Source organism: Corynebacterium glaucum, from assembly GCF_002287505.1.
Lineage (GTDB): Bacteria > Actinomycetota > Actinomycetes > Mycobacteriales > Mycobacteriaceae > Corynebacterium > Corynebacterium glaucum.
This window is the reverse complement of sequence record NZ_CP019688.1, coordinates 1,627,974-1,652,605: the sequence shown is the minus strand read 5'-3', so window position 1 is coordinate 1,652,605 and position 24,632 is coordinate 1,627,974. Positions and strand designations below refer to the sequence as shown.

Below are 24,632 nucleotides of genomic sequence, written 5' to 3'. Positions count from 1 at the left end.
GCGGTTAATATTCGACGGCGTTGGGGTTGGCCTGGAACGCGGTGAACGGGGCGTCGCTAAGCGAATGCTCCTGGTGAGTGAAGGGAACCGGACTTTCGCGGGTGCCCTTCAAGTACTCGGCGATGTCGGCGTCGGCGAATCCGGCTGCCGCAGCCTGCTGCTCGGTGGCGGCGTACTCGACCCGTGCGATACCGGACCAGTAGATGGCGGCGGCACACATCGGGCACGGCTGGGCGGAGGCGTAGAGGACGGCACCGGAGAGGTCGTGGGTTGATTCAGCTGCACATGCAGCGCGAATTGCGTTGATCTCTGCGTGAGCGCTGGGGTCGTTGGATGAAACGACCGTGTTGCGCCCTTCGTAGACCCGGCCGCTTGCCGTCACCACGACCGCTCCAAACGGGCCGCCATCGTTCGAGGCTGACTCGGTGGCGAGCTCGATTGCTCGGTCGAGGTGCTGGTTCGCGGACGCGGCCACTGGTTAGTTCACCTCGGTGTTCGAGTGCTCCGGGTGGATCGGGGTCGGCTGGATCTTCCAGACCTCCTCCGCGTAGTCGCGGATGGTGCGGTCGGAGGAGAAGCGGCCGGACTCGCAGATGTTGATCCAGCACATGCGTGCCCAGTGGTCCGGATCGGCGTAGTACTCCTGCGCCATGCGGTCGCGGGTCTCGCGGTAGGAAGCGAAGTCGCCGAGCACGTAGTAGACATCGGCGGCGTCGTAGCCGAAGCCGTTGAGCAGGGACTCGCGGATGTCGTGGAACATGCCGGTGCCCTGGTCGTCCAACGTGCCGTCGACAAGCGCATCGAGCGCTCGCATGAGGCCAGGCGTTTCGGTAGCTGCCTCGCGCGGGTTGTAGTTGCGCTTCAGCTCCGGCAGCTCATCCTCGAGCGCGCCGAAGATGTAGGCGTTTTCCTCGCCGACGGAATCGACGATCTCGACGTTCGCGCCGTCCATGGTGCCCAGCGTGAGAGCGCCGTTCATCATGAACTTCATGTTCGAGGTGCCGGAAGCTTCCTTACCGGCGGTGGAAATCTGCTCCGAGACGTCCGAGGCCGGGATGATGTGCTCAGCAGGGGAGACGTTGTAGTTCTCCACGAACACGACGTGGATGTACTTCGAAACCTCCGGGTCGTTGTTCACGAAGTCCGCGACGGTGTTGATCAGCTTGATGATGCCCTTAGCCATGACGTAGCCGGGCGCTGCCTTGGCGCCGAAGATGAAGGTGCGCTTCGGCACATCGGTGTAGCCGTCTTCCTTAATGCGGAAGTACAGGTCGATGATGTAGAGCGCGTTCATCAGCTGGCGCTTGTACTCGTGCAGGCGCTTGATCTGCGCGTCGAAGATCGAGTCCGGATCAATTTCTGCGCCCTGGCGCTCGTTGATCCACTCGGCGAAGTCGCGCTTGTTCGCGTTCTTGATCTCGCGCAGCTCGCGCATGACCTCCGGGTCATCGGCGAAGTGGCGCAGCTCCTTGAGCTTGCTCAGATCGGTGACCCAGTCGTCGTTGCCGGCGAGACGGTCCAGCAGCTCGCTCAGGCGCGGGTTGCACATGCGCAGCCAGCGGCGCGGGGTGACACCGTTGGTCTTGTTGTTGAACTTCTCCGGCGCGAGCTCGTGCCAGTAGCCCAAGGTGTCGCGCTTGATGATCTCGGTGTGGATTGCAGCCACACCGTTGATCGAGTACGAGGCGTAGCAAGCGATCCAGGCCATGTGGACGGTGCCGTCGTGCACCGGGGAGTACTTGTGCGCAAGCTCCGGTTCGATGCCGCGGGCTTCCATGTCGATGCGGTAGCGGCGGTCGATCTCTTGAACGATCTCCCAAATGCGCCAGAACAGCTGCTTGAAGATGGACTCTTCCCACGTCTCCAGTGCCTCCTGCAGCACGGTGTGGTTGGTGTACGCGAAGGTCTTGGTGGTGACGTTCCAGGCGTCCTCCCAGCTCATGTCGTGCTCGTCGAGCAGGATGCGCATGAGCTCGGGGATGCCCAGCACCGGGTGGGTGTCGTTGAGCTGGATGGAGTTGTACTCGTGGAAACGGCTCAGATCGTCGCCGTGGTGGGTGACGTAGTTTTCCACCAGCTCCTGCAGCGAGGCGGACACGAAGAAATACTGCTGGCGAACGCGCAGCAGCTTGCCGGCGTAGGAGGAGTCGTTCGGGTAGAGCACACGGGTGATGTCGTGCACCGCCTCGCGCTCCAGGATTGCGTCGGTGAAGCGCTGGGAGCTAAACGCGTCGTAGTCGAACTCGTGCATCGGCAGCGCGTCCCACAGGCGCAGGGTGCCCACGTTGTCGGTGCCGTAGCCGGTGATCGGCATGTCGTAGGGAACAGCGCGCACCTGCATGTCGTCGAACTTCACAAAGCGCTGCTGCGTGTTGCGACGGACGACGAACGGGTAGAAGGCTTCCTTCCACGCGTCCGGGTGCTCCTTTTGGAAGCCGTCCACGAACTCCTGGCGGAACAAGCCGTAGCGGTAGAGCAGGCCGTAACCGGTGAGCGGGTAATCCTGGGTGACTGCGGAATCCAGGAAGCAGGCGGCCAAGCGGCCAAGGCCGCCGTTGCCCAGCGCTGCGTCGCTTTCAGCTTCAAGCACGTCCGAAAGCTCGTGGCCGAGTTCGCGAGTGATTTCCTCCGCGTGCTCGACGAGGCCAAGGTTGGTCAGGTTGTTCAGCAGAGCGCGACCCTGGAGGAACTCAGCGGAGAAGTATGCCGCCTGGCGGGCGCCGGCGTAGGTGTTGCGGGTCTCCTCCCAGTTATCGGCAATCTGCTCGACCACTGCGGCCGAGAGGCCGGTCCAGAATTTCTCCACGGTGGAGTTCGAAGGTGATTTGCCGGAAAAGCCCTTGACGTGGCCAGCGAGAGTGTCTTTCAGCTCAGGGGTGTGTACGTGGGTGTCCATTCATCAAACCTTTCGGAGAAGCTGTGCAGCCAATGCCCGGCCAAGCCTACCTACCCACGCGCGCTTACTCAGCGCGAGCGAGCAGCGTCAACGCTGCCACCACTCCAGCATCCGTCGCCGCTCGGATCGTTGGCTCGTACTCCGGCAGGAATGCCGGCATGTGGTTTACCGGCACGTCTAAGTCAACGCGATCCTCCGCGACCGCCTTATCCCACACATCCTGCGGCGTGCATCCGATCAGCCAGAACAGGTAGGGCACGCCAAAGGCGGTTGGGATGGTGGGGAAGTCCTCGGAGACCGTCTTCGGATCTGCGGTGACGGAAGTCTCTCCGAACGCCTCGTCGAAGCGAGCGCGGACGGTCTCGTACAACGCCTCGTCGTTAGTGAGCAATTCCCCGTGGGCGAAGAACTCGATGGTGGCCTCGCCCTCGGCTCCTGAGGCTGCGACCTCAGCGTGCACGATCCGCTCGATGGATGCGTACACCTTCGCCTTGACCTTGTCGGAGTAGAAGCGGCAGTTGAGCACCAGCTCGGCTTCCGCCGGGATGATGTTGATGGTGCTGCCGGCGTGCACGCTGGCAACGGTGACCACTGCGAAATCGGCGGGGTTGACCTCGCGGCCGACGATGCCCTGCAGACGCGCGATGATCATCGCCGCGGTGAACGTCGGGTCGATCGAATTGTGCGGCATCGAGCCGTGCGCGCTGCGGCCCGGGATGGTGATGCGGATCGAATCGCACGCGGCGAACTGCGGGCCGGGTTTGCTCATGACCTCGCCAGCGCGCCCCGGCATCACGTGCTGTCCGAAACACACATCCGGGTGCGGAATGCGGTCCACCAAACCGTCTTCGACCATTGCCGCAGCGCCTTCGGCGGTCTCCTCTGCCGGCTGGAACAGCGCGATGAACGTGCCAGCCCAATGCTCGCGGGTGTGGTCCATAAAGTCGCAGACCCCGAGCAGCGCAGCGGTGTGAATGTCGTGGCCGCAGGCGTGCATGGTGCCGGTGGTTGCCGCGTAGTCCACGCCGGTCGCCTCGGTGACTGGGAGCGCATCGAAGTCGGCGCGGTGCAGCACGACCGGGCCGTCGCCGTTTGTGAACACCGCGCAGATACCCGTGCCGCCGATCGGTGCGATCACCTCGCAGTCGAAGCGCTCAAGCTCCTTCAGGATGCGGGCGTGGGTTTCGTGTTCCTGCATCGCCAGCTCCGGGTTGGCGTGCATCCACTCGTAAAACTCGCGCTGCCACGCGGCATCGATCTCGTAGGTCTCAAGCAGCTGGTTCATCGGCACGGTGGTCATCGGTCTTGCCCTTCCTTACTCAGCATCGGGTTGTAGAGCAGCACGTTGCGCGCGGGGGTGCACTCGGCGGCAATGCGGATATCGCCCGCAACACGGCCCTCATCGCGCAGCCGATAGAGGTTGGTTACTAGGCGGTCACGCACGTCGAATGGGGATAGCGTGTTCACGTAGATCTTCGTGTTGCCCTCGAACCCCGCGACGGTGGAGAGGCGCCACTTGATGTTCACGCGCCACGGCATCGGTACGTCCAAATCCACCGGGCGGTAATGCCACTCCTCGTTGCAGGCAACCTCGGGCCCGGTCGCGGCGTGCACGGCATGCAACAAGTCGGAGAAGCCGCGCACCTCTTCCTCCGATTGGCGCCACGGTTCACACGTCGCGGATTTCGAGTAGATCGCCGTAGTGGGGTAGCGGTGCCCAATGCCAGCAACCACCACCGCATAGTCGTTCTCTGCGATGACCAAGTTGTGATACGACGCGTAGTTCACGCCCCACTCGTTGTACATGTTGAGGTTGCGGCGCAGCTTCGCAATCTCCATCTCGGCCTGCACGCCGCGCTCATCAATTGTGACCAGCTGCTTGTGCAGGTGGTCGAACGAGGCACCGGCAGCAGAGAGCCAGTTCTGAAACACCACCACGTACGGCGCGTAGCGGTTCGCCTCGAGCAGGTCACGCAGGGCGTCGATAGTGAAAGCGGTGAAGCCATGGTGCTCGTCCGGGGTCAGCGTGCCGGAGCTGGCCAACTGCGAATCATCCGTCGCACCGTCGACGAAGTGCCGCCGCGCGATAATCACGTCGTGCCCGCCGCCGAAATACGCGGGCGCAAGGGCCAAAAGCTCATCTTCGCTCTCTGCCTCGCCCAGACCAGAAGCGCGCATGCGCGTGCGCGCAATCTCATACACGTGCTCGCGGCCAGCCGAGTCGGCCAAGTAGGTCTCCATGTGCCGGCGCCGGCCCTCCGGCATCTCGTAGCCGTAGTTCTGCACCCAGTAGTCGTAGGAGACGATCTCGAACAGGTTGGGTACGCGGCGGAACTCCGCGCGAGTCTCGCCAAGCTGGTGCGGCATCTGGTCGCGCAGGATTTGCCACCGGCCATCTTCGCCGCGGAATGTGCGGGTTTTTTCCGGTGGGGTAGCCAGCTGCTTCGCCTCGCAGAAGTTGCACGAGTGCGTGAACGCGTCCTCTGCCAAGAGCTCGGGTTCCTTCGCGCGGTTCGACAGCGGCCGGTTGCCCCGCCCGGGCACGGTCCACACCTGCGTTCCGGAAAACGGGCTGACTTGTTTGATCGTGCCGTCAGCCATCGTGGTCAAGGCATGTTTCGGCGATTGCACGTCCAAAGGCATGCTTTGCACCCTACTCGCGCCACCGAAGGCTAGCCTTGGAAGGCATGCCAGCCATTGTGTTCGACGTCCTGGTCCCGCCCGCCACCGCTGCCGAAGTCGGCGCGGCCTTTCAGCGAGCGCTCGACATCCTCGTTCGTCGCGGCAAACTCACCGCTGGGTCGGTGGTCCAGGAGGGTACCTTGCTTATCGACGCCACCGTGCACGCCCAGCTAACCTCTACCTATGAAGCGGACCGCGGTACCGATCCGGCAGATGACGGCGCGCAGGTCCACCGCTACGTGATCACCGCCGAGGGCGCAGACAGCTACAACCGCCTCGCAATGGGGCTGTCACGCATTCTCACTCCGAAAGCGACGCTGCCGAATGACCCGGCCGCCCTCGAACAGCAGGACCAGTTTGAGGTTGCTTCGATCTACCCCTGGACCGTCGAGGTCCGCAGGTAGGCGACTGCGATCTCTGCGCCGGCGCGGCGCAGCTGCTCGGCGGTGCCGGCTTCGCCTGCCTCGGAAGGGTCGGGCAACGTCACGGCGATGACCTCGTTGCTGGCAACTTCGCGAGGCGTGTCCTGGAACTCGCCTGAGGCCACGGCGACCACCGCCTCCGGGTTGTGCTCCTCCACGAGATCGAAGACGGTGGCCGCGACCTTTCCAGCGGCAGTCTGCGAGTCGAAGCGGCCCTCGCCCGTGATCACCAGCGCTGCATCGGCCAGCTGGTCTGCGAGCCCGTTCGCGTCCGCGACCATGCGCGCGCCGGGCACGATCTGCACATGCGAGGCGTCGCCATGAAGCAGGGTGGAGAGCCAGGTCAAGCCGATGCCAACTCCGCCCGCGGCGCCCATGCCCGGGGTAGTGGGATCCACGCCCGCGACGTCGCAAAGCTTTGCAAGCCCTTCGTCGAGAACCTGCACCTCCTCTTCTGAGGCCCCTTTTTGCGGGCCGAACACCGCTGCGGCGCCGTGGTCGCCGGTGGCGGGGGCAGCGACGTCGACAAGTAGAAGCCAGTCGACGGCGCCGGCGGGGATGTTGACCTTCGCGGTGTCGAGGACCGCGATGTCACGCAGTGCGCCGCCTCCCGGCTTGAGCTGGTAGCCGTGTGCATCGATCGGGTTCGCTCCAAGCGCGACGAGGATGCCGGTGCCACCGTCGATGGTGGCGGAGCCGCCCAGGCCGAGTGCAATGCGAGTCGCGCCGCGGGTCTGCGCATCGGCGATGAGTACGCCGGTGCCGTACGTATCTCCGGTCATCGGCACGGGGTTGTCGGCGACTGCGGGCAAGCCCGACGCGGCCGCGACGTCGATGAATGCAGTGGTGGTCGAAGCGTCGTAAGTGTAGCTTGCCTCTGTCAGGCGCCCGGCCGCGTCCGTGGTGGGCAGGGTGATGCGCTCGCCCGCGAAGAGTTCCGAGGTGCCTTCACCGCCGTCGGCCATCGGCGCGAGGTAAATGTCGGCGTCCTTGATCACTTCCCGGATGCCTTCGCCAAGCCACTGGGCAGCCTGCTGTGCGGAGGCGGTGCCTTTGAAGGCGTCAGGGGCGATGACCACCTTGGTGGAACGTTCAGTACCAGCTGCATCGGCAGCGTCGGTGGCATTCACTGGGCGGGGGGAGGAAGTGAAACTCATGTTTGTGACCTCGAGTGCAAAGCGTGCGGGGCGGTTAGGCGTGTGACGGCCCAGTTTAACGGCGCGGGGGGGGGATGAGCTCCGCCCCCGGTTCAAAAACCCGCAACGGCTGGACGTAGCTTGGGACAGGCATCACTGGGCATGGCGGTGAAATGTTTTGTATCATGCCATGTGGTAAATCTGCCGCCCAATAGATATGGATTCCGGAGGAGACGCTCATGAGCGCAATCGACCAGGAAGTTGCTGGCTACTACGACAAACTGCTGAAGCGCAACGCTGGGGAGCCGGAGTTCCACCAGGCGGTCGCTGAGGTGCTTGAATCGCTGAAAATCGTCCTTGAGAAGGACCCGCACTACGCCGACTACGGCTTGATCGAGCGTCTCTGTGAGCCGGAGCGCCAGATCATCTTCCGCGTCCCGTGGATGGATGACAACAACGAGGTCCGCGTGAACCGCGGTTTCCGCGTGCAGTTCAACTCCGCGCTAGGCCCTTACAAGGGCGGTCTGCGCTTCCACCCGAGCGTGAACCTCGGCGTGATCAAGTTCCTGGGCTTCGAGCAGATCTTCAAGAACTCCTTGACCGGCCTGCCGATCGGCGGTGGCAAGGGCGGCTCCGACTTCGACCCCAAGGGCCGCTCCGAGGGTGAGGTCATGCGCTTCTGCCAGTCCTTCATGACTGAGCTGTGGCGCCACATCGGTGAGTACCGCGACGTCCCGGCTGGTGACATCGGCGTAGGTGGCCGCGAGGTCGGCTTCCTCTTCGGCCAGTACCGCCGCCTGGCCAACCAGCACGAGTCCGGCGTGCTCACCGGCAAAGGACTGGAGTGGGGCGGCTCGCTCGCACGCACCGAGGCAACCGGTTTCGGCTGCGTCTACTTCACCGAGGAAATGATGAAGGCCAACGGTGAGTCCCTCGACGGTGCGAAGGTGATCGTCTCCGGTTCCGGCAACGTCGCTACCTACGCCATCCAGAAGGCCCAAGAGCTCGGCGCTACCGTCGTCGGTTTCTCCGATTCCTCCGGCTGGGTTGAGACCCCGAACGGTGTCGACGTCGAGCTGCTCCGCGACGTGAAAGAAAAGCGCCGCGAGCGCGTCTCCACCTACGTGGAAGAAGCCCAGGGCACGACCTTCCACTCTGACGGCTCCATCTGGGATCTCAAGGCAGACGTGGCGCTGCCGTGCGCAACCCAAAACGAGCTGGAAGCTGAGCACGCCCGCACCCTGGTGGACAACGGTGTCCGCTACGTCGCTGAGGGCGCGAACATGCCGTCCACCCCGGAGGCTGTGGAGATCTTCCGTAGCAACAAGATCAACTTCGGCCCGGGCAAGGCGGCCAACGCCGGCGGCGTGGCCACCTCCGCGCTTGAGATGCAGCAGAACGCTTCCCGCGACTCGTGGACGTTCGACTACACCGACCAGCGCCTCCACGGCATCATGAGCAACATCTTCAAGCTCTCGGCCGAGACCGCTGCCGAGTACGGCCACGAGGGTGACTACATTGTCGGCGCGAACATCGCGGGCTTCAAGAAGGTTGCGGACGCGATGCTCGCGCAGGGTGTGATCTAGGCGCGGCGGGGGTCGCGTCGTAAAGCGAAAAGCTCTTTTTGCGCCGTACGCTGAGTGCCATGTACCGCGTATTCGAAGCCCTCGATGAACTCGTCCAGACCGTGGAGCAGGCGTACGGCGTGCCCATGACCTCGAACTGCATGGTGCCGCGCAACGAGATGCTCGTGCTTCTCGACGATCTGCGCAACGCCATTCCGGAAGAACTCGACGATGCCCAGGACGTGCTGGATAAGCAGGACGAGATTCTGCGTGGTGCGCAGGAGCGCGCGGACGTGCTGGTGATGGACGCGGAGGACGAGTCGCGTCGCTTGATGGATGACGCGCATGCGCAGTCCGAAACCATGCTGACGGATGCGCAGTCCCAGGCCACCATGTTGGTGTCCAACGCGGAGGAAGACGCGAACAACATGGTTGGCCGCGCCCGCGAGGAGGCCGACGTGACTGTGGGCCGCGCGCGTCAGGAGGCGGAGCGCCTGGTCGAGTCGGGTAACCAGGAGTACCAGCGCAGCGTGGACGAAGGTCTTGCGCAGCAGGAGCGCTTGATCTCCGAATCTGAGGTGATGCGCCGCGCGGACGAGGAGGCGCACCGTCTGGTGGAGCAGGCGCACACCGAGTCCGCCCGCCTGCGTGCGGAGTGCGACGACTACGTGGATGCGAAGCTCGCGGAGTTCGAGGAGTCGCTCTCCTCGGTGCTTCGCACCGTTTCCTCTGATCGCTCCGCGCTGCGCCGCGGTGCGGGCGCGTCCGGCGTGCAGCGTCCTGAGGGCGGCTACGAGCGCCGCGGTGACCGTGGTGAGCGGATGGACCGGGGCGAGCGAATCGAGCGCACCCCGCGCCGCCGCCCGCGCACCGAGCAGGCGCCTGCTGACGGTTACTCAGAGGACTACTAAGCCGGTGTTCGGCCTGTAATCGCCGTTGGCGAACGAAGTCGGCGGTGGACGCCACAGACTGTAGGGTTAGGGATTGTTATGTCTGGAAATCCGTTCATCATCAACGTCGCCGAGGCTATGAACGGCGACGGTCTGCCCATTACCGTCACCCAGACCGGCCCTTCGCCCTCGCGAATCGGGCCAGCAATGATCGCCATCGAAGAAGGCCAAGAGGTCGAGGTCGAAGCGACCATCATCCCGCTCGGAAGCGGTGTCATGGTGGATGCGACTGCGACCGCGCAGCTGACCGGTCAGTGCGTGCGCTGCCTGAAGGAGCTCACCCCGGAGCACACCCTGCGCGTGGAGCAGGTGTTCTCCGCGTCTGATGCATTCATCTCCGGCGATGACGAGGCCGATGAGGATCGCGGCTCCGGCGACGAGATCATGCGCGTGGTGGATGACAAGGTGGACCTGGAGCAGGCCTTTGTCGACGAGGCTGGTCTAAACCTGCCGTTCAACCCGACCTGCGAGCCGGAGTGCGAGGGCGACACCGACGTGCCGTCTCCGGACGGGGTTTCGGGGGAGCAGCAGGACCGGGTGGACCCGCGCTGGGCTGGCCTGGAGAAGTTTCTGTGAGCCGCGCCCGCAAGAAGCGGATCAGTGACGACGACGCGTGGCAGCAGGCATACGACGCAGTCGATCACGCGCCGCTGCTCACGGCTGTAGGCGCACAGATCTCGCCGGAGATGCTCAAGCTCGCGCTCACGCACCGCTCATTCGCCAACGAGCACAACCACCTGCCGAACAACGAGCGCCTCGAGTTCGTCGGCGACGCGGTGCTCGGACTGTCGGTGGCGCACAAGCTCTTCGAGCTCTACCCATCGCGCCCGGAGTCGGAGCTTTCGCCGATGCGCGCAGCGATCGTGTCGCGCTACGGGCTCGCGGACATCGCCCGGGAGATCGACCTCGGCCCGCACATGCTCATCGGCCGCGGTGAAGAGCTCACCGGCGGCCGCGAGAAGGAGTCGATCCTCGCCGACACCACCGAGGCGCTGCTCGGCGCAATCTACCTCGAGCATGGCTTTGAAACTGCGCGCAAGGTAGTGCTCACGCTTTTCGACGCCAAGCTGCGCAGCGCCACCGCGACCACAAAGCACCAGGATTGGAAGACCACGCTGCAGGTACGCCTAGCGGAGCTGAAGCTGCCGGTCGCTGAGTACCGCGCGGAGGCCGAAGGCCCGGACCACAACCAGATCTTCACCGCAGAAGTCCTGGTGGACGGCGTGGTTCGCGGCACTGGAACCGGCCCGAACAAGAAGCTCGCGGAGCAAGAGGCGGCGCATCAGGCGGTGCTGTTCCTGCGCGACCACACGGCTGAGGCAGTGCTCGGGGCCCAGCAGTAATGCCTGAACTTCCAGAGGTTGAGGTGGTGCGCCGCGGCTTGGACACCCACGTCGTCGGCCGCACCTTCGACTCCGTTGAAGTGCTGCACCCGCGCGCGGTGCGCGGCAACGCGGTCGACCTCACCGAAGTGCTGCCCGGACTCACTGTCACCGGCACCGGCCGGCGCGGCAAATTCATGTGGCTGACCCTTTCCGACGGCAACGCGCTGGTCGTCCACCTGCGCATGAGCGGCCAAATGCTCGTCGGCCAGCTGGGCTTCCTCCAAAGCCCCCACCTGCGCATTCGCGCACTCATGGGGGATAGGGAGCTCGACTTTGTTGACCAGCGCACGTTCGGGGTATGGCAGTACGCTTCGCTTATCGACGGCATCCCCGAGACGATCTCCCACATCGCACCGGATCCTTTTGAGGCGGCCTTCGATGCGGACGCGGTGGCTCGAGCAATGCGCGCAAAGCGCTCCCCGCTGAAGTCGGTGTTGCTCAACCAAGAGGTGGTCTCAGGTATCGGCTCCATCTACGCGGATGAGGCGATGTGGGCGGCGAGGCTGAAACCGTGGCGCACAGCCCGCACGATGCGCCAACGCGACGCGGTCGCGGTGCTCGATGCGTCGAAGGCCGTGATGGCACGCTCGCTGGAGGAAGGTGGGACGAGCTTCGATTCTTTGTACGTGAACGTCAACGGTGCTTCCGGGTACTTCTCGCGCTCCTTGAACGCGTACGGCCAGGCCGGTAAACCTTGCGCTCGCTGTGGCACGCCGATTGAACGGGTCGTGGTGGGGCAGCGCTCCAGTTACTTCTGTCGAGTGTGCCAGGTTCGGTGACAACGTACCCTTAATGGCATATCGCAAGGTTGAAGGAGGGGCAATGACGCGAATGCAGGTCCGCTGGTTCGCGCTGGGCGGCGATGCCATGCCGGTGAGCAAGAAAGAACTGCAGTCACTAGACAAGCAGGGGCAAGCGGCGTTGCTTGAGAAAATCAACCGGCTCAAGCGAGGTAAGTCCCGAAGCGGGGATTTGAGATCCATCCGCGATGACATTTTTGAGATAAGGGCGCAGGTTGGCAACAACCACTACCGCGCGATGGCAATCCAGGACTCGCCAGTGCACATCATCATCCTCTCTTGCTTCTACAAGAACACGCAAAAGACGCCGATGATGGAGATCGACAAGGCGGTGGAGCGGAGCAAGACGTGGAAAGCCCGTAAGGAGTAATTGCGTTGTAGACCGTTGCGAGTTAGTATCGGTCCAAACCGATTAACTTAGGGGAAGCGAAAGGGGTACCGATGAAATCGGACGATTACATCAGAGCCAATTCGGTCGAGTTTGAGGTCGAAGAGTTCTTGGACGACCCGGAGATCCGTGAAGCGTTTGAAGACGCGCACGTCCGTAGTGAAGTGGCTGATCGCCTCCGTGAGGCGCGCAAGAATGGCAAACTTTCCCAAAAAGATGTTGCGGCAGCCATGGGAACCACCCAATCCGCTATCTCCGACCTTGAGCGCGGCGAAACAGATCCGCAGCTGTCCACTATGCAGCGGTACGCGCGAGCTGTCGGGGCAAGAATTCGACTCGTGGTCGACGCTCCTGGAAGCGCCGCGTCCGTCATTTCCCCCTACCGCTGTGTGTCCACTTCGACTACCACTCGGGAAACGTCCCATAGGGCATGCCTGCGCGAAGTCTCCTCTTCTTACTCAGACATCAAGGTGAGTTAAATGGCGATCAACTGCGCGCCACAGGATGAGTTGAGAGTGCAGGCCGGCCGTATCGCCGGCAACGCGAACTTGCGAGACATCAGACTGACGCAGTCAGACGTGCGTTTGCACTTCGTGCCCAATCCAACCGCGTCGCTTTCGGTCGAGCTGGACATCTCGCCCGAAGCAGAAATCGCTCCTGCCATCGGCGATTCAGCCGGGCTGCTTTTGGTTAGTTGCGGATTCAGCGTGACCATCAGTTCCGACGCGGAGGATGTCACAGACTCGGTCGCTACGCTGCAGAGTGAGTTCACTGCCGCTTTCACGCATACCCTTTTCGACGAGGCCAGCGATGAGGAACTGGAGGCTTTCGCCAACACCACCGGACTGTTTGCCCTCTACCCCTACGCGCGCGAATACATCTCGGACTGCACGAGGCGCCTCGGCTTGCCCACATTAGTTCTCGACTTGTTCAAGCCGTAGAAGTCTCCACCGGTGTGGGGAAAATGAGAACCACTCCGCTAGTATCGCGGGCGTGGAGAACGCCTTCAAATTCGTCGACGGAACCCTCAACGGCGTCGTCTGGACCCTTGTCCCCTGGTTCTTGATCGCCGCTGGCCTCTACTTCGGCCTGCGCACCCTGTTCGTGCAGGTGCGCCTATTGCCTGACATGTTCAAGGCGATTGCAGAGACCCCGAAGGGCAAGGACCGCCAAGGCCGCGACCTGGACGAGGAGTACGGCGGCATCTCCGCTTTTAAGGCGTTCACCATATCTGCCGCCTCGCGCGTGGGCACCGGCAACATCGCCGGTGTTGCGCTGGCCATCTCTATCGGCGGCCCGGGCGCGGTGTTCTGGATGTGGATGCTCGCGCTGATCGGCGGCGCGACGTCCTTCGTCGAGTCCACGCTGGCGCAGCTGTGGAAGACCAAGGACGACGAGGGCAACTACCACGGCGGCCCGGCCTACTACATGACGCGCGGCCTGGGCTGGGCTCCGCTGGCCACGCTGTTTTCCGTTTTTCTCTTTCTCACCTACGGCTTCGTCTACAACGCGATCCAGACCAACTCGATCGTCGAGGCCGTCGGTGGCTCCCTCGGCACTGATTCGACCCTGTTGAAGGGCATCGTCGCCGCGGTGCTGGCCACCCTGACCGCGCTGGTCATCTTCGGCGGCGTGACCCGCATCGCGTCCTGGACGCAGGTGATCGTGCCGTTCATGGCCGGCACCTACATCCTGCTGGGCGTGTGGGTCCTCATCGTGAACATCGATGAGATCCCGGCCATGTTCTCCCTCATCGTCGGCCACGCGCTCGGTCTACAGCAGGTCGCCGGCGCTGCTGTCGGCGCGGCGTTCATGCAGGGCATGCGCCGCGGACTGTTCTCCAACGAGGCCGGTATGGGCTCCGCCCCGAACGCCGCGGCGACTGCGACGGTGTCCCATCCGGTCAAGCAGGGCCTGGTGCAAACGCTCGGCGTCTATTTCGACACCCTTATCGTGTGTACGATCACCGCGTTCATCGTGCTGCTCGGCCCGGCCGTGAACTACGGCTTCGATGACATCCAGGGCGCCGCACTGACCCAGTCCGCGTTGGCGGACTCCGTCGGCGCCTGGGGTGCGCACGCGGTGACGTTCATCTTGTTCTTCCTGGCGTTTTCCTCCATCATCGGCAACTATTACCTCGCGCAGGCGAACCTGGAGTACCTCACCGACTCGAAGACAGCGATGACCGTCTTTCGCGTCGTGGTCATCGGCTTCGTCATCTTCGGCGCCTTCGGTTCCGTGCCGCTGGTGTGGGCGCTGGGCGACACCATGGCCGGCTTGCTGGCACTGTTCAACATCGTCGCGATCATCCCGCTGGGCGGGGTGGCCATCAAACTGCTGAAGAACTTCAACGAGCAGCGCCGCCACGGCATTGACCCGGTATTCCACCGCGACATGCTGCCGGAGCTGAAGAACGTCGAGTTCTGGGACGGCTCCGACCCAGTCACCCGCCGCAGCGTGGATGACCGCGTGATTGCCCGCGAGGCCAAGGCCGCCGGCGAGGACAACGATCTCGGCGGCCTCGAGGAGGGTTCGGCGAACCATGGCTGATACACGCATGACTGCCCATGTCCACGGACACGTCCAGGGAGTCGGATTCAGGTGGTGGACCCGCTCCCGTGCACTGGAATTGGGGCTATCCGGGTACGCAAAGAACCTCAGTGATGGCCGCGTCGAGGTGGTTGCTGAGGGAGCGCAGGGGGACGTCGATAAGCTTCTTGAGCTCCTGCGAGAAAACCCGAGCTCTACCGACCGGCCTGGCACCGTGGAAGCCGTGCACGAACAGTACGGCGAGCCGCGCGGTGCGCAAGGTTTTGAGGAGCGTTAGGTGGACGAACAGCGGTTCAAAAATGCGATGAGCCAGCTTGCTGCGGCGGTGACGATTGTGACTACCGGCAGCGAGGAGGCGCCGCACGGCACGACGGTCAGTGCATTCATGTCGCTGTCGCTGGATCCTCCGATGGTGCTGGTGAGTTTGGATCAGCGCTCGTCGTTGCTCGCACAGCTTGAGGTGGGCTCTGCGATTGGTATCAACGTGCTCTCTACGAACCAGGGGGCGCTGGCGAGGCGCTTCGCGGACAAGCGGGTTGACCGGTTCGCGGACATTGACTGGTGCATGGCCGACGGTGCGCCGAAGCTGCCGAACAACCACACGTGGGTGGCAGGCACGGTTTCGCGGATGATCGAGGCGGGCGATCATACACTCGTGCTTGTCGACGTCTGCTGCGCCGAGGTGAACTCAAACCAGCCGCTGCTTTACTGGCAGCGCGAGTTTGGCACGCATGGGGCGATTGAGCCGGGCGATGTGAAGGCGCGGGCTGTAGAGACGTAGGCGCAGTTACCGCACAACGCGGCGCAGCACCTCTGCTAGAGGGGTGTTATCGCCGGTGTCTTGACTGTGAAAACGAGCTTCGATGAATGCATCGCGGAGGTCCTTGTCCCGAAACGCTGCCAGGGGAAGCTCGAAGCCTGCCTTGCGCGCCAGGTCCGCGAAGAACACAACCTGGGTACGAGTATTCCCTTCACGAAACGAGTGAATTACATTTATTTCTCCCCAGATTTCTGCGAGTTCAGAGACAAACGCCTCCATAGCGAGCCCGCGCAGTAGATCCTTCTGCTCCAGCTTCCGAAACTGCGTTTCTGCGGCTTCGGTCAGTACCGGACCAGCGGGGTAGTATGCGTGACCATCTTTCGTCATCCACCGGTCAGTCGGAGCAACGCGCTCCTCACCGGCCCATTCATAGATGTCTTGGAAAATGTATCGGTGGGTGGCTTTGAAATGGGTGTAGTCGAAGTCGCCTTGGAGGGGATCGCGTTGCAGCTCCGCGATACGAACCGTGCTCGCAGCTTGCTCGAGGACTGCGAGCTTGACTGGATCCTCCACCCCATAGGGCTCTGATGGTCGCCCAACGAGATTCTTCAGAGTCCGCGTGCCAGGAATGAAGTAGTCATCCCAGGATTTGATCCCCCTCGAGTTCGCCCCCATAGCTAGTTGTCTGGGAGTGCACTCACTCGATCGAGCATCTCGTCCACGGTGATCTCACCAGTGGCAGCTAGCTGGACAACCTCGTCAACGCGCGGGTCGTCGATAGAGTGGCCAGCGAGCGCGAGCGCTCCAGCCGCAGCACGCAATGAGTCCTTTATCCCGCTTCTGTGACCAACGGTTTGCGTCATTGCTACCTCCTTCCAACCACACCCATCCTATTGCGCGCGTGGGCTACGGGCCAAGCATCACCGGCCTGTAAAATCCACACAATGCACCTGAAGTCGCTGACCCTCAAAGGATTCAAGTCCTTCGCGTCGGCGACCACGATGAAGTTCGAACCGGGCATCTGCGCGGTGGTCGGGCCGAACGGTTCGGGTAAGTCGAACGTCGTCGACGCGCTCGCGTGGGTGATGGGGGAGCAGGGTGCGAAGAACCTGCGCGGCGGCAAGATGCAGGACGTCATCTTCGCTGGCGCCGGCGAGCGCAAACCGCTCGGCCGTGCCGAGGTCACGCTCACGTTCGACAACACGGACAAGAAGCTGCCCATCGAGTACACCGAGGTCGCCATCACCCGTCGCATGTTCCGCGACGGCGCCTCCGAGTATGAGATCAACGGTGCCAAAGCGCGCTTGATGGACATTCAAGAGCTGCTCAGCGACTCCGGCATCGGCCGCGAAATGCACATCATCGTTGGCCAGGGCAAGCTCTCGGAGATCCTTGAATCCCGTCCGGAGGAGCGCCGCGCCTTCATTGAGGAAGCCGCTGGTGTGCTGAAACACCGGCGTCGAAAAGAAAAAGCCCAGCGCAAGCTCACCGGCATGCAGGCCAACCTCGACCGGCTCACCGACCTCACCGAGGAGCTGGGCAAGCAACTCAAACCACTCGCACGCCAGGCGGAGGCAGCAAAGCGCGCGGCCACCGTCCAATCGACGCTTCGCGACGCCCGGTTGCGCATCGCAGGGCACCAGGTGGTCACCCTTCGCAGTTCGCTTGACGACGCCACCGAGCGCGCGAAACTGCTCGCCGCGCAAGTGGAGACGGCGACCAGCGCACTCGAGGACGCGACCGCAGAGCAGGAACGCATCGAGGCTCTGCAAGCACAAGTACAACCCAAGGCGGAGGACGCGCAACAGGTGTGGTTTGCGCTCTCCACGCTGGCGGAGCGGGCAAGCGCGACAGTGCGCATCGCCACCGAGCGATCCCGAAACGCCGGCGCTTCAGTGCCGTACGCGGGCCAAGATCCCGAAGACCTACTGGCGCGAGCAAACCTCGCCGACGAGCAGCACGCCGAGAACCAGGAAGCCGCCGAAGAGGCGAGCGCGTATCTGGAGTCGGTGCGCGAGCAGGTGGAGTCGGCACAAGAAGCGTTCGATGCTGCGGAGCACGAGCACATGGCGAGACTGCGCGCGATCGCTGACCGCCGTGAGGGGCTGGTGCGCTTGCTCGCTCAGGAGGAGTCCCAGCAGCAAGCGCTGCAGGCTGCGGAAGACGAGGTCAATCGCCTGGCCGAAACCCTCGCGGAAACCCTCGAACGCGCCCAAGCCGCGCAGCGCGAGGCTGACGAGGTAGCCGACAAGCTCGCCGACGTTGAGGCCGGCCGCGGCCCGCTCGACGAGGCGCACGTACGGGCGTACACCGAATCCGGCGCCGCCGAGAAGCGCCTTGCGCAGCTCCGCGACGCTCAGCGGGACCGCGAGCGGGCAGTAGCTACGCTCGAATCGCGCATTGCCACGCTCGCAGAGCAAACGCCGAAAGCCCCCGCCCGCGACGTGCTCGGCGAGGTCGACGCGCTCGCTGACTTGATGACCGCGTCGCCGGGGTTGGAGAAGGCGCTGGCCGCTGCGCTTGGCCCGTACAGCGAGGCGCTCGTGGGCGAGGCAGCAGCGGAGACGGTTGCGAAGCTCGCCGAGGTGGAGCGCACCGTGCTCATCGATCCGCTCGGCGGCGCCACCTGGCGGCTGGACACCGATGCCCAGGTGGAGTGGTTGCTCGATCACCTCGCCCTCGTACCCGAGGTGGCCGGGCCAGTCACTCGCTTGCTTGTCGACGTCGCCGTGGCCGATGATCTCGCCGATGCCCGCCGCATTGTCGCCGAGGATCCGCGCCTGCGTGCCGTGACCCGCGACGGCACGTTGGTCGGCGAGGGCTGGGTCGCGGCCGGTTCTGGGCGCACGACCACCGTTGAGGTCTCAGCGCAGATTGAGGCCGCGCGTGCCGAGCTGGACGCGGCGCGAGCGCAGCTGGAGGAGCTCTCCGGCACGCTCGAGGGTGCGACGCTTGCCGCGGAAGACGCCCGCGTGGCGGCCGCGGCAGCGAAGGCGGCGCTGCGCGAGCATGACACAGAAGCCGAGTCCTGGCGCCGCGATCACGCTCGCCTGGTTAAGCAAGCGGAAGTGAATACGGCGGAGCACCAGCGCGCTGCGGGGCGGGTGACGGAAGCGGAAGGGCGTGTGGCTGAGCGTCGACAAGCATTGGCTGAGACCCGCGACCGGCTTGCGCGAGTGGAGGACGAACCTGGAGCCGAGGAACCCTCCACCGCCGAGCGCGACCAGGCGAAAGCCGCGCTAGACAACGTGAAGGCCGTGGAAATGGAAGCGGTGCTGACCGCGCGAGCCGCGCAACAAGCTGCCGAGCAAACCGTGGGTCGCGGCGACGCGCTGCGCAGGCAGGCGGAGCACGAGCGGCAGGCCAAGGCGCGCCACGACGCGGCGCAAGCCCGCCGCCGCGCCGAGGCTGAACTTGCCGAGGCGGTCGCCGGGCACGCCCGCGATTTGGTCGCGCGGATCGAGGACGCGATTGCGCGGGCGACTGCTCAGCGCGATGAGTTGGCGTCGCAGGTCACCGCGTTGCGGGCCCAGCACCAGGAGGTGCGAAGCGCGGTCAGTGGCGCACGCCAGCACCTTGCGCGGCTGACCGATTCGGCGCACGCATCCGACATCGCGCGCTCGCAGGCGCAGGTGCGCATCGATGAAGCCGAGGCCAAGGTCACCGAATCGCTCGGCATCGCAGTGGCTGACTTGGTGGCCGAGTACACCCCGGGCGAGGACTTCGACCTGGAGCTTGAGCAGGCGCGTCTTGCGGAGGCGGAGAAGGACCTGCGCGCGTTGGGCAAGGTCAACCCGCTCGCACTCGAGGAGTACAAGGCGCTCGAGGAACGGTACTCGTTCTTGAGCACGCAGCTTGACGACGTCATCCAAGCGCGCAAGGACCTCACCGGCGTGATCGACGAGGTGGATGCCCAGATCCTAACGCTGTTCACCGACGCCTGGCGCGACGTTGAGCAGGAGTTTCCGAAGGTGTTCGCCACACTATTCCCGGGTGGTGAGGCGCGGCTGATCCTTACTGAGCCGGAGGACATGCTCACCACCGGCATCGAAATCGAGGCACGCCCGCCGGGCAAGAAGGTCAAGCGGCTATCGCTGCTCTCTGGCGGCGAGAAGTCGCTCACCGCGCTCGCGTTCCTGGTGGCAATCTTCCGCGCGCGTCCGAGCCCGTTTTACGTGCTCGATGAGGTGGAGGCAGCGCTTGACGACGTCAACCTGCGACGCCTTATCGCACTGCTGGAGGAGCTGCGCAAGGACTCGCAGCTGATCGTGATTACGCACCAGAAACCCACGATGGACGTGGCCAACGTGCTTTACGGCGTGACTATGCGTGGCGACGGTGTCACGCGCGTGATTTCGCAGCGCATGCAGCCGACGTCCTAACTGCTGCCCTGTTAGAGTGAGAGCATGAATTCCAACTTTCGGTTGATGGGATCTGGTGTTGCTGCGGTATTGGCTCTAGGGTCATTGGCGGGCTGCGCCGACGATGCCGCCCTCGACGGCACCTACACCCACGTTGCATCCAATCCGAGCGCGACCGATTCCTCGCAGATTTTCACGCAGCTCACGATTAATGGCGCCGATTGTGTGCTGCTGGACCGAGCAGTGCCCGCGGCTGACGGGGACGTGGCAGGCGAAGAGATGGAGCAGGAATGCCAAGTAGGGGACAATGCCCTCGTGTTCCGCTCTGGCGACAGCGAAGCTGAGGTTCCATTCGAGCGAACCGCGAACGGCGATATCCGTCTCGGGATGGGCTCTGAGACGGTGCTGACAAAGCAATAACCGCCCCACTGCTTCGTGCGAGTATGCGTCAACGCGGCCTTGGGGTTGGTGAGTTGAACGGTATCGGGGCCGTCGACAAGCACGATTGCACCCTGCGCGGAAAAACTCCGTGAGCCTCATTTCGTACTCCACCCCCGGGCACGCCATCTTGCACCGACGCCTGGCGCGACGTGGAGCAGAAGTTTCCGAAGGTGTTCGCCACGCTGTTCCCGGGCGGGCAACGCATGCAGCCGCTCGAGGCGACTACTTAGTTTTAGTTAGCCCTGGTCAGCTCTAGTCAACTTCAGCGCGCCTTCCGGCCCAGCGAGATAGACGGTGTCCGCGCCGTCGACGTAGAACGTGTCGGTGGTGTCGACGGCTTTGCGGTAAGTGTCGTCCAAATCGTGGCGCCACTGCTGGCAACCCGCGTCGGTAACTCGCCCTCCGTGACGAGTAACAGATGCCGTTTCCAAGTCCACCTCAAGCTCGGTGATCGCGTAGTTGCACACCCTGAGCTGCGAAAGATGAGTCGTTCCGGGATGCCGGGGCGGGTACGTCTGGTCCCACTCAGAAAACTCGAGGGTGCTGTACCCTGCCTTCCAGGTTTGGGTGAGAATGCGCTTAAGTTCCTCTGGCGAGGCCTTCCGCGCGGTGGCAGGTAGTGGCTCCAGTACGTTCTCAGGCAGATCGGTGGGCGGCTCCGTGGGCAGTTGGACAGGTGGTGCCGGCAACTTAGAGCGGGTCAGCTTGAGTGCGCCTTCCGGTCCAGCGAGGTATATGGTGTCCGCGCCGTCGACGTAGAACGCTTCGGATTGGTGCAATGCTGCAAAGTACTTTTCGTCGAGGTCCATCCGCCACTGCTCACAACCCATCTTCGTTGTACTTCCTCCGTGGGTAATGAAAGCAGCTGTGCTGCGGTCGACCTCAAGACTTACGGTGTAGTGGTTGCAAACGCTGAAGCTGGCGTAGTGGGTGGAATCCCCGTCCCAGGGGTACAGATCCTCAGCTCGAAGAGGGTAGAAGCTGACGGTGGTGAACTGAGCGTCCCACTGAGAGGCCAGAATGTCGTCAACCTGCTCAGGCGCAGCGCGCTTCGCACTCTCCGGCAGAGAAGCCAGCACACTCTTGGGGAGGTTCAGGGGAGGGAACACCCCTCGAAGCTCGCTCGAACCTTGCGAGCTAGAGGAACTACTCGTGCTCGACGTCGATGACCCCACCTCCGGCGCGCTCAGAGTCAATCCGAGTGCGGCGGCGATGGACATGATGAACGCAGCGATGGCGTTGAGTACTTGGGAGATCATTTTGCTGTCCTTCGTCCGGTTAGTTCACTCGGGTGAGTTTGACTGCACCCCTTGGGCCGGCCAGGTACACAGTGTTCTCGTCTCCGACGTAGAACGTGCTGCCCTGAGCAATGGCTCCTGCGTAGGCGGAGTCAAGCCGTTCTTTATAACGGAAGAACGCCGAGCATCCAGCAAGCGTGCTCCCACGGTTTACCACTTTGTAACTAGCCGTTTCCCGATCTACGACGAGGTCTACCCAATTCCTGTTGCATACTCGGAAAATTGAAGTATGGGTCGCTTCGGGTTTCGACCGAAAATTCTCCGAGGCTTCTCGAAAGACCACCGGGGTGTGGGGAGTTTCCCATTCTGTCGCGAGGATCTCATCCACTTCCTCCGGCGTCGCCACCCGTGCGGAGGCGGGCAGTGAAGTGAGTGCTGGGTTGGTCAGCGTGCCCAGCTCGCTCGATCCGAGGGAGCTCGTTTCGCTTGACGACGCTTCCGCTGGCACGCCTAGGGCCAGTCCAAGCGCTGCAAAGATAGTGGTGATGAGGGTGGCGATTCCTCCGAGAACTTGGAGCAGCATTTGGGCCTCTTTCTAATGTGTCAGCGCTCCCGGTTGAGTTTGAGAGCGACGTTGGAGTTCACCAGGTAAACGGTGTCAGGTCCGTCAAAGCGTACCTCCAGGTCATCTGCGAAGAGCTTCGAGAGGTCCGTTTCATACTCCAGGCCTGGGCATGCCATCTCAGTGACCGCGAGCCAACCGATCTTCTTTAGTGTGGCGGATTTGAATTGAGGTTCAACGACCGCGATCGCGCCAGCGGCCCCGTTGCAGGTGCCTGGTGCGTTCACCTGGAAGCGTCCGTCGCCGGCGAAGTCCGGGAAACGGTCCTGGTTCACAGCCGAGAAGGCCGAGAAGGTGATCGTGTTTCCCTGGAAGGACGGCTCCGGCTTCCACGTTGAAGCGAGGAAATCGTTGAGTTGTTCGGTGGTCGCGGGGGTCGCGGAGGCCGGTACAGCCCCAGCCGGGGTCAGCCCTGGTTTCGGAGAGATCTGCGGAGGGTTGCTGCTGGTGACGGTGTAGTCGGAGCTGGAGTTGCCGCTCGAGAGCGGCACGTCGTCGAGACCAATGAGGGAAGCGAAGAAAGAGAAGACGGTGAACAAGAACGCGACGATGGATTGAAGCATGGCCTAATTATGCGCAGCTGAAATGGTTTTGGTCTACAAATCGGTCAAAACTCACAGCTACCGACCGGGCTCGCACGCGCCCAGGTGAAGCTGGCACTATGGACGACATGACAATATCGCCAACACTGTGGATCGTTCTTGCGATCATTCTGGTCGTCCTGATCGTCATCGGCATCGCTGTTGTCGTGGGCAATCAGCGGAAGAAGTCGAAAACCGTCTCGTTCGAGAAGCCGGTGGAGACTGAAGAGCCGAAGCAGCTCACGCAGCAGGAGAAGTCGGGCAACTACCAGGCCAAGGGCGGATTCAACTTCGCTCAGGTCGACGCGGAGGAGAAGAAGCCCGAGCCGATTCGGCGCGAGGCACCTCGAACTCAAGAGCCGAAGGTAGCCCCGCCGGTGGATCCGACACCGGCCGAACCGAAGCCGCAGCCGGCGGTGCCGCCGGAGCCAGCACCGGCCGAGCCAGAGCCTGCCGAGCCTGCGCCAGCAGAACCGGCACCAGCTGAGCCTGCGCCCCAGGAGCCCAAGCCCGCGGAACCGGTGTCGCGCCTTGTAGACGCTGACGAGCCGGTAGCGCCGGAAGACCTGGTCGTCGAAAAGCAAACTGCTCCTGGTGAGGTTGAGCTGACCCACGATGCAGCCGAGACTGTCGAGGACCTCAATGCCGACGAGGACCTTGCGGTGGAGGAAGCCCCGGTGGTGGAGGGGCTGTCCGACGAGGGGGCGGAGATCGTCGAGGGTGAGCTGGCGGATGAGGCGGCGGCCGATGAGCTTGCTACTGAGGACGAGCTGCGCGATGAGGCTGAAGAAGCCGCTGGCATTGCTGCGGTGACGGCTGAGGTCGCGGAGGAGGCTCGCCAAGAGGGAGCGGTCGTCTCCGAGGATGCGATCGTGTCGGAGCCGGAAGTTTCGGCCGAGGTTGCTTCTGAGATTGACCAGATCGCGCCGGCTGCTGGTCGAATTGGCAAGCTGCGTGGACGTCTGTCGCGTTCGCAGAATGCGATCGGCCAAGGACTGCTGGGCATTCTGACCGCTGGTGACCTTGATGAGGACGCTTGGGAGGAGATCGAGGACACGCTGATCATGGCGGACCTCGGTGCCGAGCTGACCATGAAGGTGGTGGACAACCTCCGCGAGAAGATCGCCGAGCGCGGCGTATCCAGTGAGGAAGAGGCTCGCGCAATGCTGCGCGAGACGCTCATCGAGGCAGGTCGACCCGAGATGGATCGCTCGATCAAGGCCATGCCTAACGACGGCAAGCCTGCCGTGATCCTAGTTGTGGGTGTCAATGGCACCGGCAAGACGACTACGACCGGCAAACTTGCCCGCGTGCTGGTGTCGATGGGCCACACCGTGGTGCTTGGTGCGGCGGATACGTTCCGTGCCGCCGCAGCCGACCAGCTTGAGACCTGGGGCCGTCGCGTTGGCGCTTCCACCGTGCGCGGCAAGGAAGGCGCAGATCCGGCATCGGTGGCCTTCGACGCTGTGGCAACCGGTGTAGACCAGGGTGCGGACGTGGTGCTGGTTGATACCGCGGGGCGCCTGCACACCTCGACCGGCCTAATGGATCAGCTGGGCAAGGTCAAGCGCGTGGTGGAGAAGAAGAGCCACGTCGACGAGGTGCTGCTGGTGCTCGACGCGACGGTGGGGCAGAACGGCATCACCCAGGCGCGTGTGTTCCGCGACGTCGTGGACATCACCGGCGTGGTGCTGACCAAGCTCGACGGCACCGCGAAGGGCGGCATCGTGTTCCAGGTCCAGGAGGAGCTCGGAGTGCCGGTGAAGCTCGTTGGCCTCGGCGAGGGCGCAGATGATCTGGCGCCGTTCGAGGTCGAAAGCTTCGTCGACGCGCTGCTTGGGTAGCAGTTGAGGGT

At 63.5% G+C, this 24,632-nt stretch carries 25 protein-coding genes; 15 read left to right on the top strand and 10 right to left on the bottom strand.

The annotated features are described in order from the left end of the window. Positions 1–4: 4 nt before the first annotated feature. The 4 genes from CGLAU_RS08045 to CGLAU_RS08030 form a co-directional block, all read right to left on the bottom strand. Positions 5–475: a nucleoside deaminase gene (locus tag CGLAU_RS08045; RefSeq protein WP_095660247.1), complete on the bottom strand. Its 471-nt coding sequence runs from the start codon at positions 473–475 to the stop codon at positions 5–7. Positions 476–478: 3 nt separating this feature from the next. Then, positions 479–2,896 carry a glycogen/starch/alpha-glucan phosphorylase gene (locus CGLAU_RS08040; protein ID WP_095660246.1) on the bottom strand — a complete coding sequence of 806 codons (2,418 nt, stop codon included), beginning with the start codon at positions 2,894–2,896 and terminating at the stop codon, positions 479–481. Positions 2,897–2,960: 64 nt separating this feature from the next. Continuing rightward, positions 2,961–4,196, bottom strand: coding sequence for an amidohydrolase (locus CGLAU_RS08035; protein WP_095660245.1), 1,236 nt, complete (start codon positions 4,194–4,196; stop codon positions 2,961–2,963). Further along, positions 4,193–5,539, bottom strand: coding sequence for a DUF4921 family protein (locus CGLAU_RS08030; protein ID WP_198304875.1), 1,347 nt, complete (start codon positions 5,537–5,539; stop codon positions 4,193–4,195). The genes CGLAU_RS08035 and CGLAU_RS08030 overlap by 4 nt, the downstream gene beginning before the upstream one ends. A 44-nt stretch (positions 5,540–5,583) precedes the next feature. Here CGLAU_RS08030 and CGLAU_RS08025 point away from each other — a divergent pair, with 44 nt between their 5' ends. After that, the gene (locus CGLAU_RS08025) at positions 5,584–5,982 is read left to right on the top strand and encodes a hypothetical protein (RefSeq protein ID WP_095660243.1); all 399 of its coding nucleotides are present in this window, start codon (positions 5,584–5,586) and stop codon (positions 5,980–5,982) included. Here CGLAU_RS08025 and CGLAU_RS08020 read toward each other — a convergent pair. Beyond that, positions 5,952–7,157 (bottom strand): glycerate kinase, encoded by a 1,206-nt coding sequence (locus CGLAU_RS08020; protein WP_095660242.1) that lies wholly within the window; start codon positions 7,155–7,157, stop codon positions 5,952–5,954. The two genes, CGLAU_RS08025 and CGLAU_RS08020, sit on opposite strands and share 31 nt — an antisense overlap. A gap of 218 nt (positions 7,158–7,375) precedes the next feature. Between CGLAU_RS08020 and gdhA the strand changes: the two genes are divergently transcribed. The 11 genes from gdhA (at position 7,376) to CGLAU_RS07965 (ending at position 15,555) form a co-directional block, all read left to right on the top strand. Next, complete coding sequence (gene gdhA, locus CGLAU_RS08015; protein ID WP_095660241.1) at positions 7,376–8,722, top strand: NADP-specific glutamate dehydrogenase; 1,347 nt, start codon at positions 7,376–7,378, stop codon at positions 8,720–8,722. A gap of 59 nt (positions 8,723–8,781) precedes the next feature. Further along, complete coding sequence (locus tag CGLAU_RS08010) at positions 8,782–9,612, top strand: DivIVA domain-containing protein (protein ID WP_095660240.1); 831 nt, start codon at positions 8,782–8,784, stop codon at positions 9,610–9,612. Positions 9,613–9,690: 78 nt separating this feature from the next. Then, positions 9,691–10,227 (top strand): YceD family protein, encoded by a 537-nt coding sequence (locus CGLAU_RS08005; protein WP_095660239.1) that lies wholly within the window; start codon positions 9,691–9,693, stop codon positions 10,225–10,227. After that, positions 10,224–10,994: a ribonuclease III gene (gene rnc / locus CGLAU_RS08000; protein ID WP_095660238.1), complete on the top strand. Its 771-nt coding sequence runs from the start codon at positions 10,224–10,226 to the stop codon at positions 10,992–10,994. Before CGLAU_RS08005 ends, rnc begins: the two co-directional genes overlap by 4 nt. Further along, positions 10,994–11,815, top strand: coding sequence for a bifunctional DNA-formamidopyrimidine glycosylase/DNA-(apurinic or apyrimidinic site) lyase (gene mutM / locus CGLAU_RS07995; protein ID WP_095660237.1), 822 nt, complete (start codon positions 10,994–10,996; stop codon positions 11,813–11,815). The genes rnc and mutM overlap by 1 nt, the downstream gene beginning before the upstream one ends. Positions 11,816–11,858: 43 nt before the next feature. Then, on the top strand, positions 11,859–12,206 hold the full coding sequence (locus CGLAU_RS07990) for a type II toxin-antitoxin system RelE/ParE family toxin (RefSeq protein WP_157731295.1): 348 nt from the start codon (positions 11,859–11,861) through the stop codon (positions 12,204–12,206). 71 nt (positions 12,207–12,277) lie between these two features. Next, positions 12,278–12,703, top strand: coding sequence for a helix-turn-helix domain-containing protein (locus CGLAU_RS07985; RefSeq protein WP_095660235.1), 426 nt, complete (start codon positions 12,278–12,280; stop codon positions 12,701–12,703). After that, positions 12,704–13,165: a protein-export chaperone SecB gene (locus CGLAU_RS07980; protein ID WP_095660234.1), complete on the top strand. Its 462-nt coding sequence runs from the start codon at positions 12,704–12,706 to the stop codon at positions 13,163–13,165. It abuts the gene before it with no gap. A 52-nt stretch (positions 13,166–13,217) separates the two neighbouring features. Next, positions 13,218–14,774, top strand: coding sequence for an alanine/glycine:cation symporter family protein (locus CGLAU_RS07975; protein WP_095660233.1), 1,557 nt, complete (start codon positions 13,218–13,220; stop codon positions 14,772–14,774). Further along, a complete protein-coding gene (locus CGLAU_RS07970) occupies positions 14,767–15,051 on the top strand; it encodes an acylphosphatase (protein WP_095660232.1) in 285 nt (94 codons plus the stop codon). The genes CGLAU_RS07975 and CGLAU_RS07970 overlap by 8 nt, the downstream gene beginning before the upstream one ends. Further along, the gene (locus tag CGLAU_RS07965) at positions 15,052–15,555 is read left to right on the top strand and encodes a flavin reductase family protein (protein ID WP_095660231.1); all 504 of its coding nucleotides are present in this window, start codon (positions 15,052–15,054) and stop codon (positions 15,553–15,555) included. A gap of 6 nt (positions 15,556–15,561) precedes the next feature. On the opposite strand, the gene CGLAU_RS07960 is transcribed toward CGLAU_RS07965, so the two are convergent. Beyond that, complete coding sequence (locus tag CGLAU_RS07960; protein ID WP_232507082.1) at positions 15,562–16,107, bottom strand: Fic/DOC family protein; 546 nt, start codon at positions 16,105–16,107, stop codon at positions 15,562–15,564. A gap of 104 nt (positions 16,108–16,211) precedes the next feature. Continuing rightward, positions 16,212–16,397: a hypothetical protein gene (locus CGLAU_RS12275; protein WP_157731293.1), complete on the bottom strand. Its 186-nt coding sequence runs from the start codon at positions 16,395–16,397 to the stop codon at positions 16,212–16,214. 81 nt (positions 16,398–16,478) lie between these two features. On the opposite strand from CGLAU_RS12275, the gene smc reads away from it, so the two are divergent. Then, positions 16,479–19,916, top strand: coding sequence for a chromosome segregation protein SMC (gene smc, locus CGLAU_RS07955; RefSeq protein ID WP_095660229.1), 3,438 nt, complete (start codon positions 16,479–16,481; stop codon positions 19,914–19,916). 24 nt (positions 19,917–19,940) lie between these two features. Next, on the top strand, positions 19,941–20,315 hold the full coding sequence (locus CGLAU_RS07950) for a hypothetical protein (RefSeq protein WP_157731291.1): 375 nt from the start codon (positions 19,941–19,943) through the stop codon (positions 20,313–20,315). Positions 20,316–20,572: 257 nt separating this feature from the next. Here the strand turns inward: CGLAU_RS07950 and CGLAU_RS07945 are convergent, their stop codons facing one another. Genes CGLAU_RS07945 through CGLAU_RS07935 form a run of 3 tightly spaced genes read right to left on the bottom strand, consistent with a single transcriptional unit; the run spans position 20,573 to position 22,759 of the window. Then, positions 20,573–21,595, bottom strand: a complete 1,023-nt coding sequence (locus CGLAU_RS07945) for an META domain-containing protein (protein ID WP_095660227.1) — start codon at positions 21,593–21,595, stop codon at positions 20,573–20,575. Positions 21,596–21,614: 19 nt separating this feature from the next. Beyond that, positions 21,615–22,157 carry a hypothetical protein gene (locus tag CGLAU_RS07940; RefSeq protein ID WP_095660226.1) on the bottom strand — a complete coding sequence of 181 codons (543 nt, stop codon included), beginning with the start codon at positions 22,155–22,157 and terminating at the stop codon, positions 21,615–21,617. A gap of 20 nt (positions 22,158–22,177) precedes the next feature. Beyond that, positions 22,178–22,759 (bottom strand): META domain-containing protein, encoded by a 582-nt coding sequence (locus CGLAU_RS07935; protein ID WP_095660225.1) that lies wholly within the window; start codon positions 22,757–22,759, stop codon positions 22,178–22,180. Positions 22,760–22,857: 98 nt separating this feature from the next. Here CGLAU_RS07935 and ftsY point away from each other — a divergent pair, with 98 nt between their 5' ends. Then, on the top strand, positions 22,858–24,621 hold the full coding sequence (gene ftsY / locus CGLAU_RS07930) for a signal recognition particle-docking protein FtsY (RefSeq protein ID WP_415877122.1): 1,764 nt from the start codon (positions 22,858–22,860) through the stop codon (positions 24,619–24,621). The last annotated feature ends 11 nt before the right edge of the window (positions 24,622–24,632 follow it).

Bases quoted from the DNA above. Each gene is read 5' to 3' on its own strand.
- CGLAU_RS08040 (WP_095660246.1), bottom strand. From the start codon at position 2,896: ATGGACACCCACGTACACACCCCTGAGCTGAAAGACACTCTCGCTGGC.
- CGLAU_RS08035 (WP_095660245.1), bottom strand. From the start codon at position 4,196: ATGACCACCGTGCCGATGAACCAGCTGCTTGAGACCTACGAGATCGAT.
- CGLAU_RS08030 (WP_198304875.1), bottom strand. From the start codon at position 5,539: ATGCCTTTGGACGTGCAATCGCCGAAACATGCCTTGACCACGATGGCT.
- CGLAU_RS08025 (WP_095660243.1), top strand. From the start codon at position 5,584: ATGCCAGCCATTGTGTTCGACGTCCTGGTCCCGCCCGCCACCGCTGCC.
- CGLAU_RS08020 (WP_095660242.1), bottom strand. From the start codon at position 7,157: ATGAGTTTCACTTCCTCCCCCCGCCCAGTGAATGCCACCGACGCTGCC.
- gdhA (WP_095660241.1), top strand. From the start codon at position 7,376: ATGAGCGCAATCGACCAGGAAGTTGCTGGCTACTACGACAAACTGCTG.
- CGLAU_RS08010 (WP_095660240.1), top strand. From the start codon at position 8,782: ATGTACCGCGTATTCGAAGCCCTCGATGAACTCGTCCAGACCGTGGAG.
- CGLAU_RS08005 (WP_095660239.1), top strand. From the start codon at position 9,691: ATGTCTGGAAATCCGTTCATCATCAACGTCGCCGAGGCTATGAACGGC.
- mutM (WP_095660237.1), top strand. From the start codon at position 10,994: ATGCCTGAACTTCCAGAGGTTGAGGTGGTGCGCCGCGGCTTGGACACC.
- CGLAU_RS07990 (WP_157731295.1), top strand. From the start codon at position 11,859: ATGACGCGAATGCAGGTCCGCTGGTTCGCGCTGGGCGGCGATGCCATG.
- CGLAU_RS07985 (WP_095660235.1), top strand. From the start codon at position 12,278: ATGAAATCGGACGATTACATCAGAGCCAATTCGGTCGAGTTTGAGGTC.
- CGLAU_RS07980 (WP_095660234.1), top strand. From the start codon at position 12,704: ATGGCGATCAACTGCGCGCCACAGGATGAGTTGAGAGTGCAGGCCGGC.
- CGLAU_RS07970 (WP_095660232.1), top strand. From the start codon at position 14,767: ATGGCTGATACACGCATGACTGCCCATGTCCACGGACACGTCCAGGGA.
- CGLAU_RS12275 (WP_157731293.1), bottom strand. From the start codon at position 16,397: ATGACGCAAACCGTTGGTCACAGAAGCGGGATAAAGGACTCATTGCGT.
- smc (WP_095660229.1), top strand. From the start codon at position 16,479: ATGCACCTGAAGTCGCTGACCCTCAAAGGATTCAAGTCCTTCGCGTCG.
- CGLAU_RS07950 (WP_157731291.1), top strand. From the start codon at position 19,941: ATGAATTCCAACTTTCGGTTGATGGGATCTGGTGTTGCTGCGGTATTG.
- CGLAU_RS07945 (WP_095660227.1), bottom strand. From the start codon at position 21,595: ATGATCTCCCAAGTACTCAACGCCATCGCTGCGTTCATCATGTCCATC.
- CGLAU_RS07940 (WP_095660226.1), bottom strand. From the start codon at position 22,157: ATGCTGCTCCAAGTTCTCGGAGGAATCGCCACCCTCATCACCACTATC.
- CGLAU_RS07935 (WP_095660225.1), bottom strand. From the start codon at position 22,759: ATGCTTCAATCCATCGTCGCGTTCTTGTTCACCGTCTTCTCTTTCTTC.
- ftsY (WP_415877122.1), top strand. From the start codon at position 22,858: ATGGACGACATGACAATATCGCCAACACTGTGGATCGTTCTTGCGATC.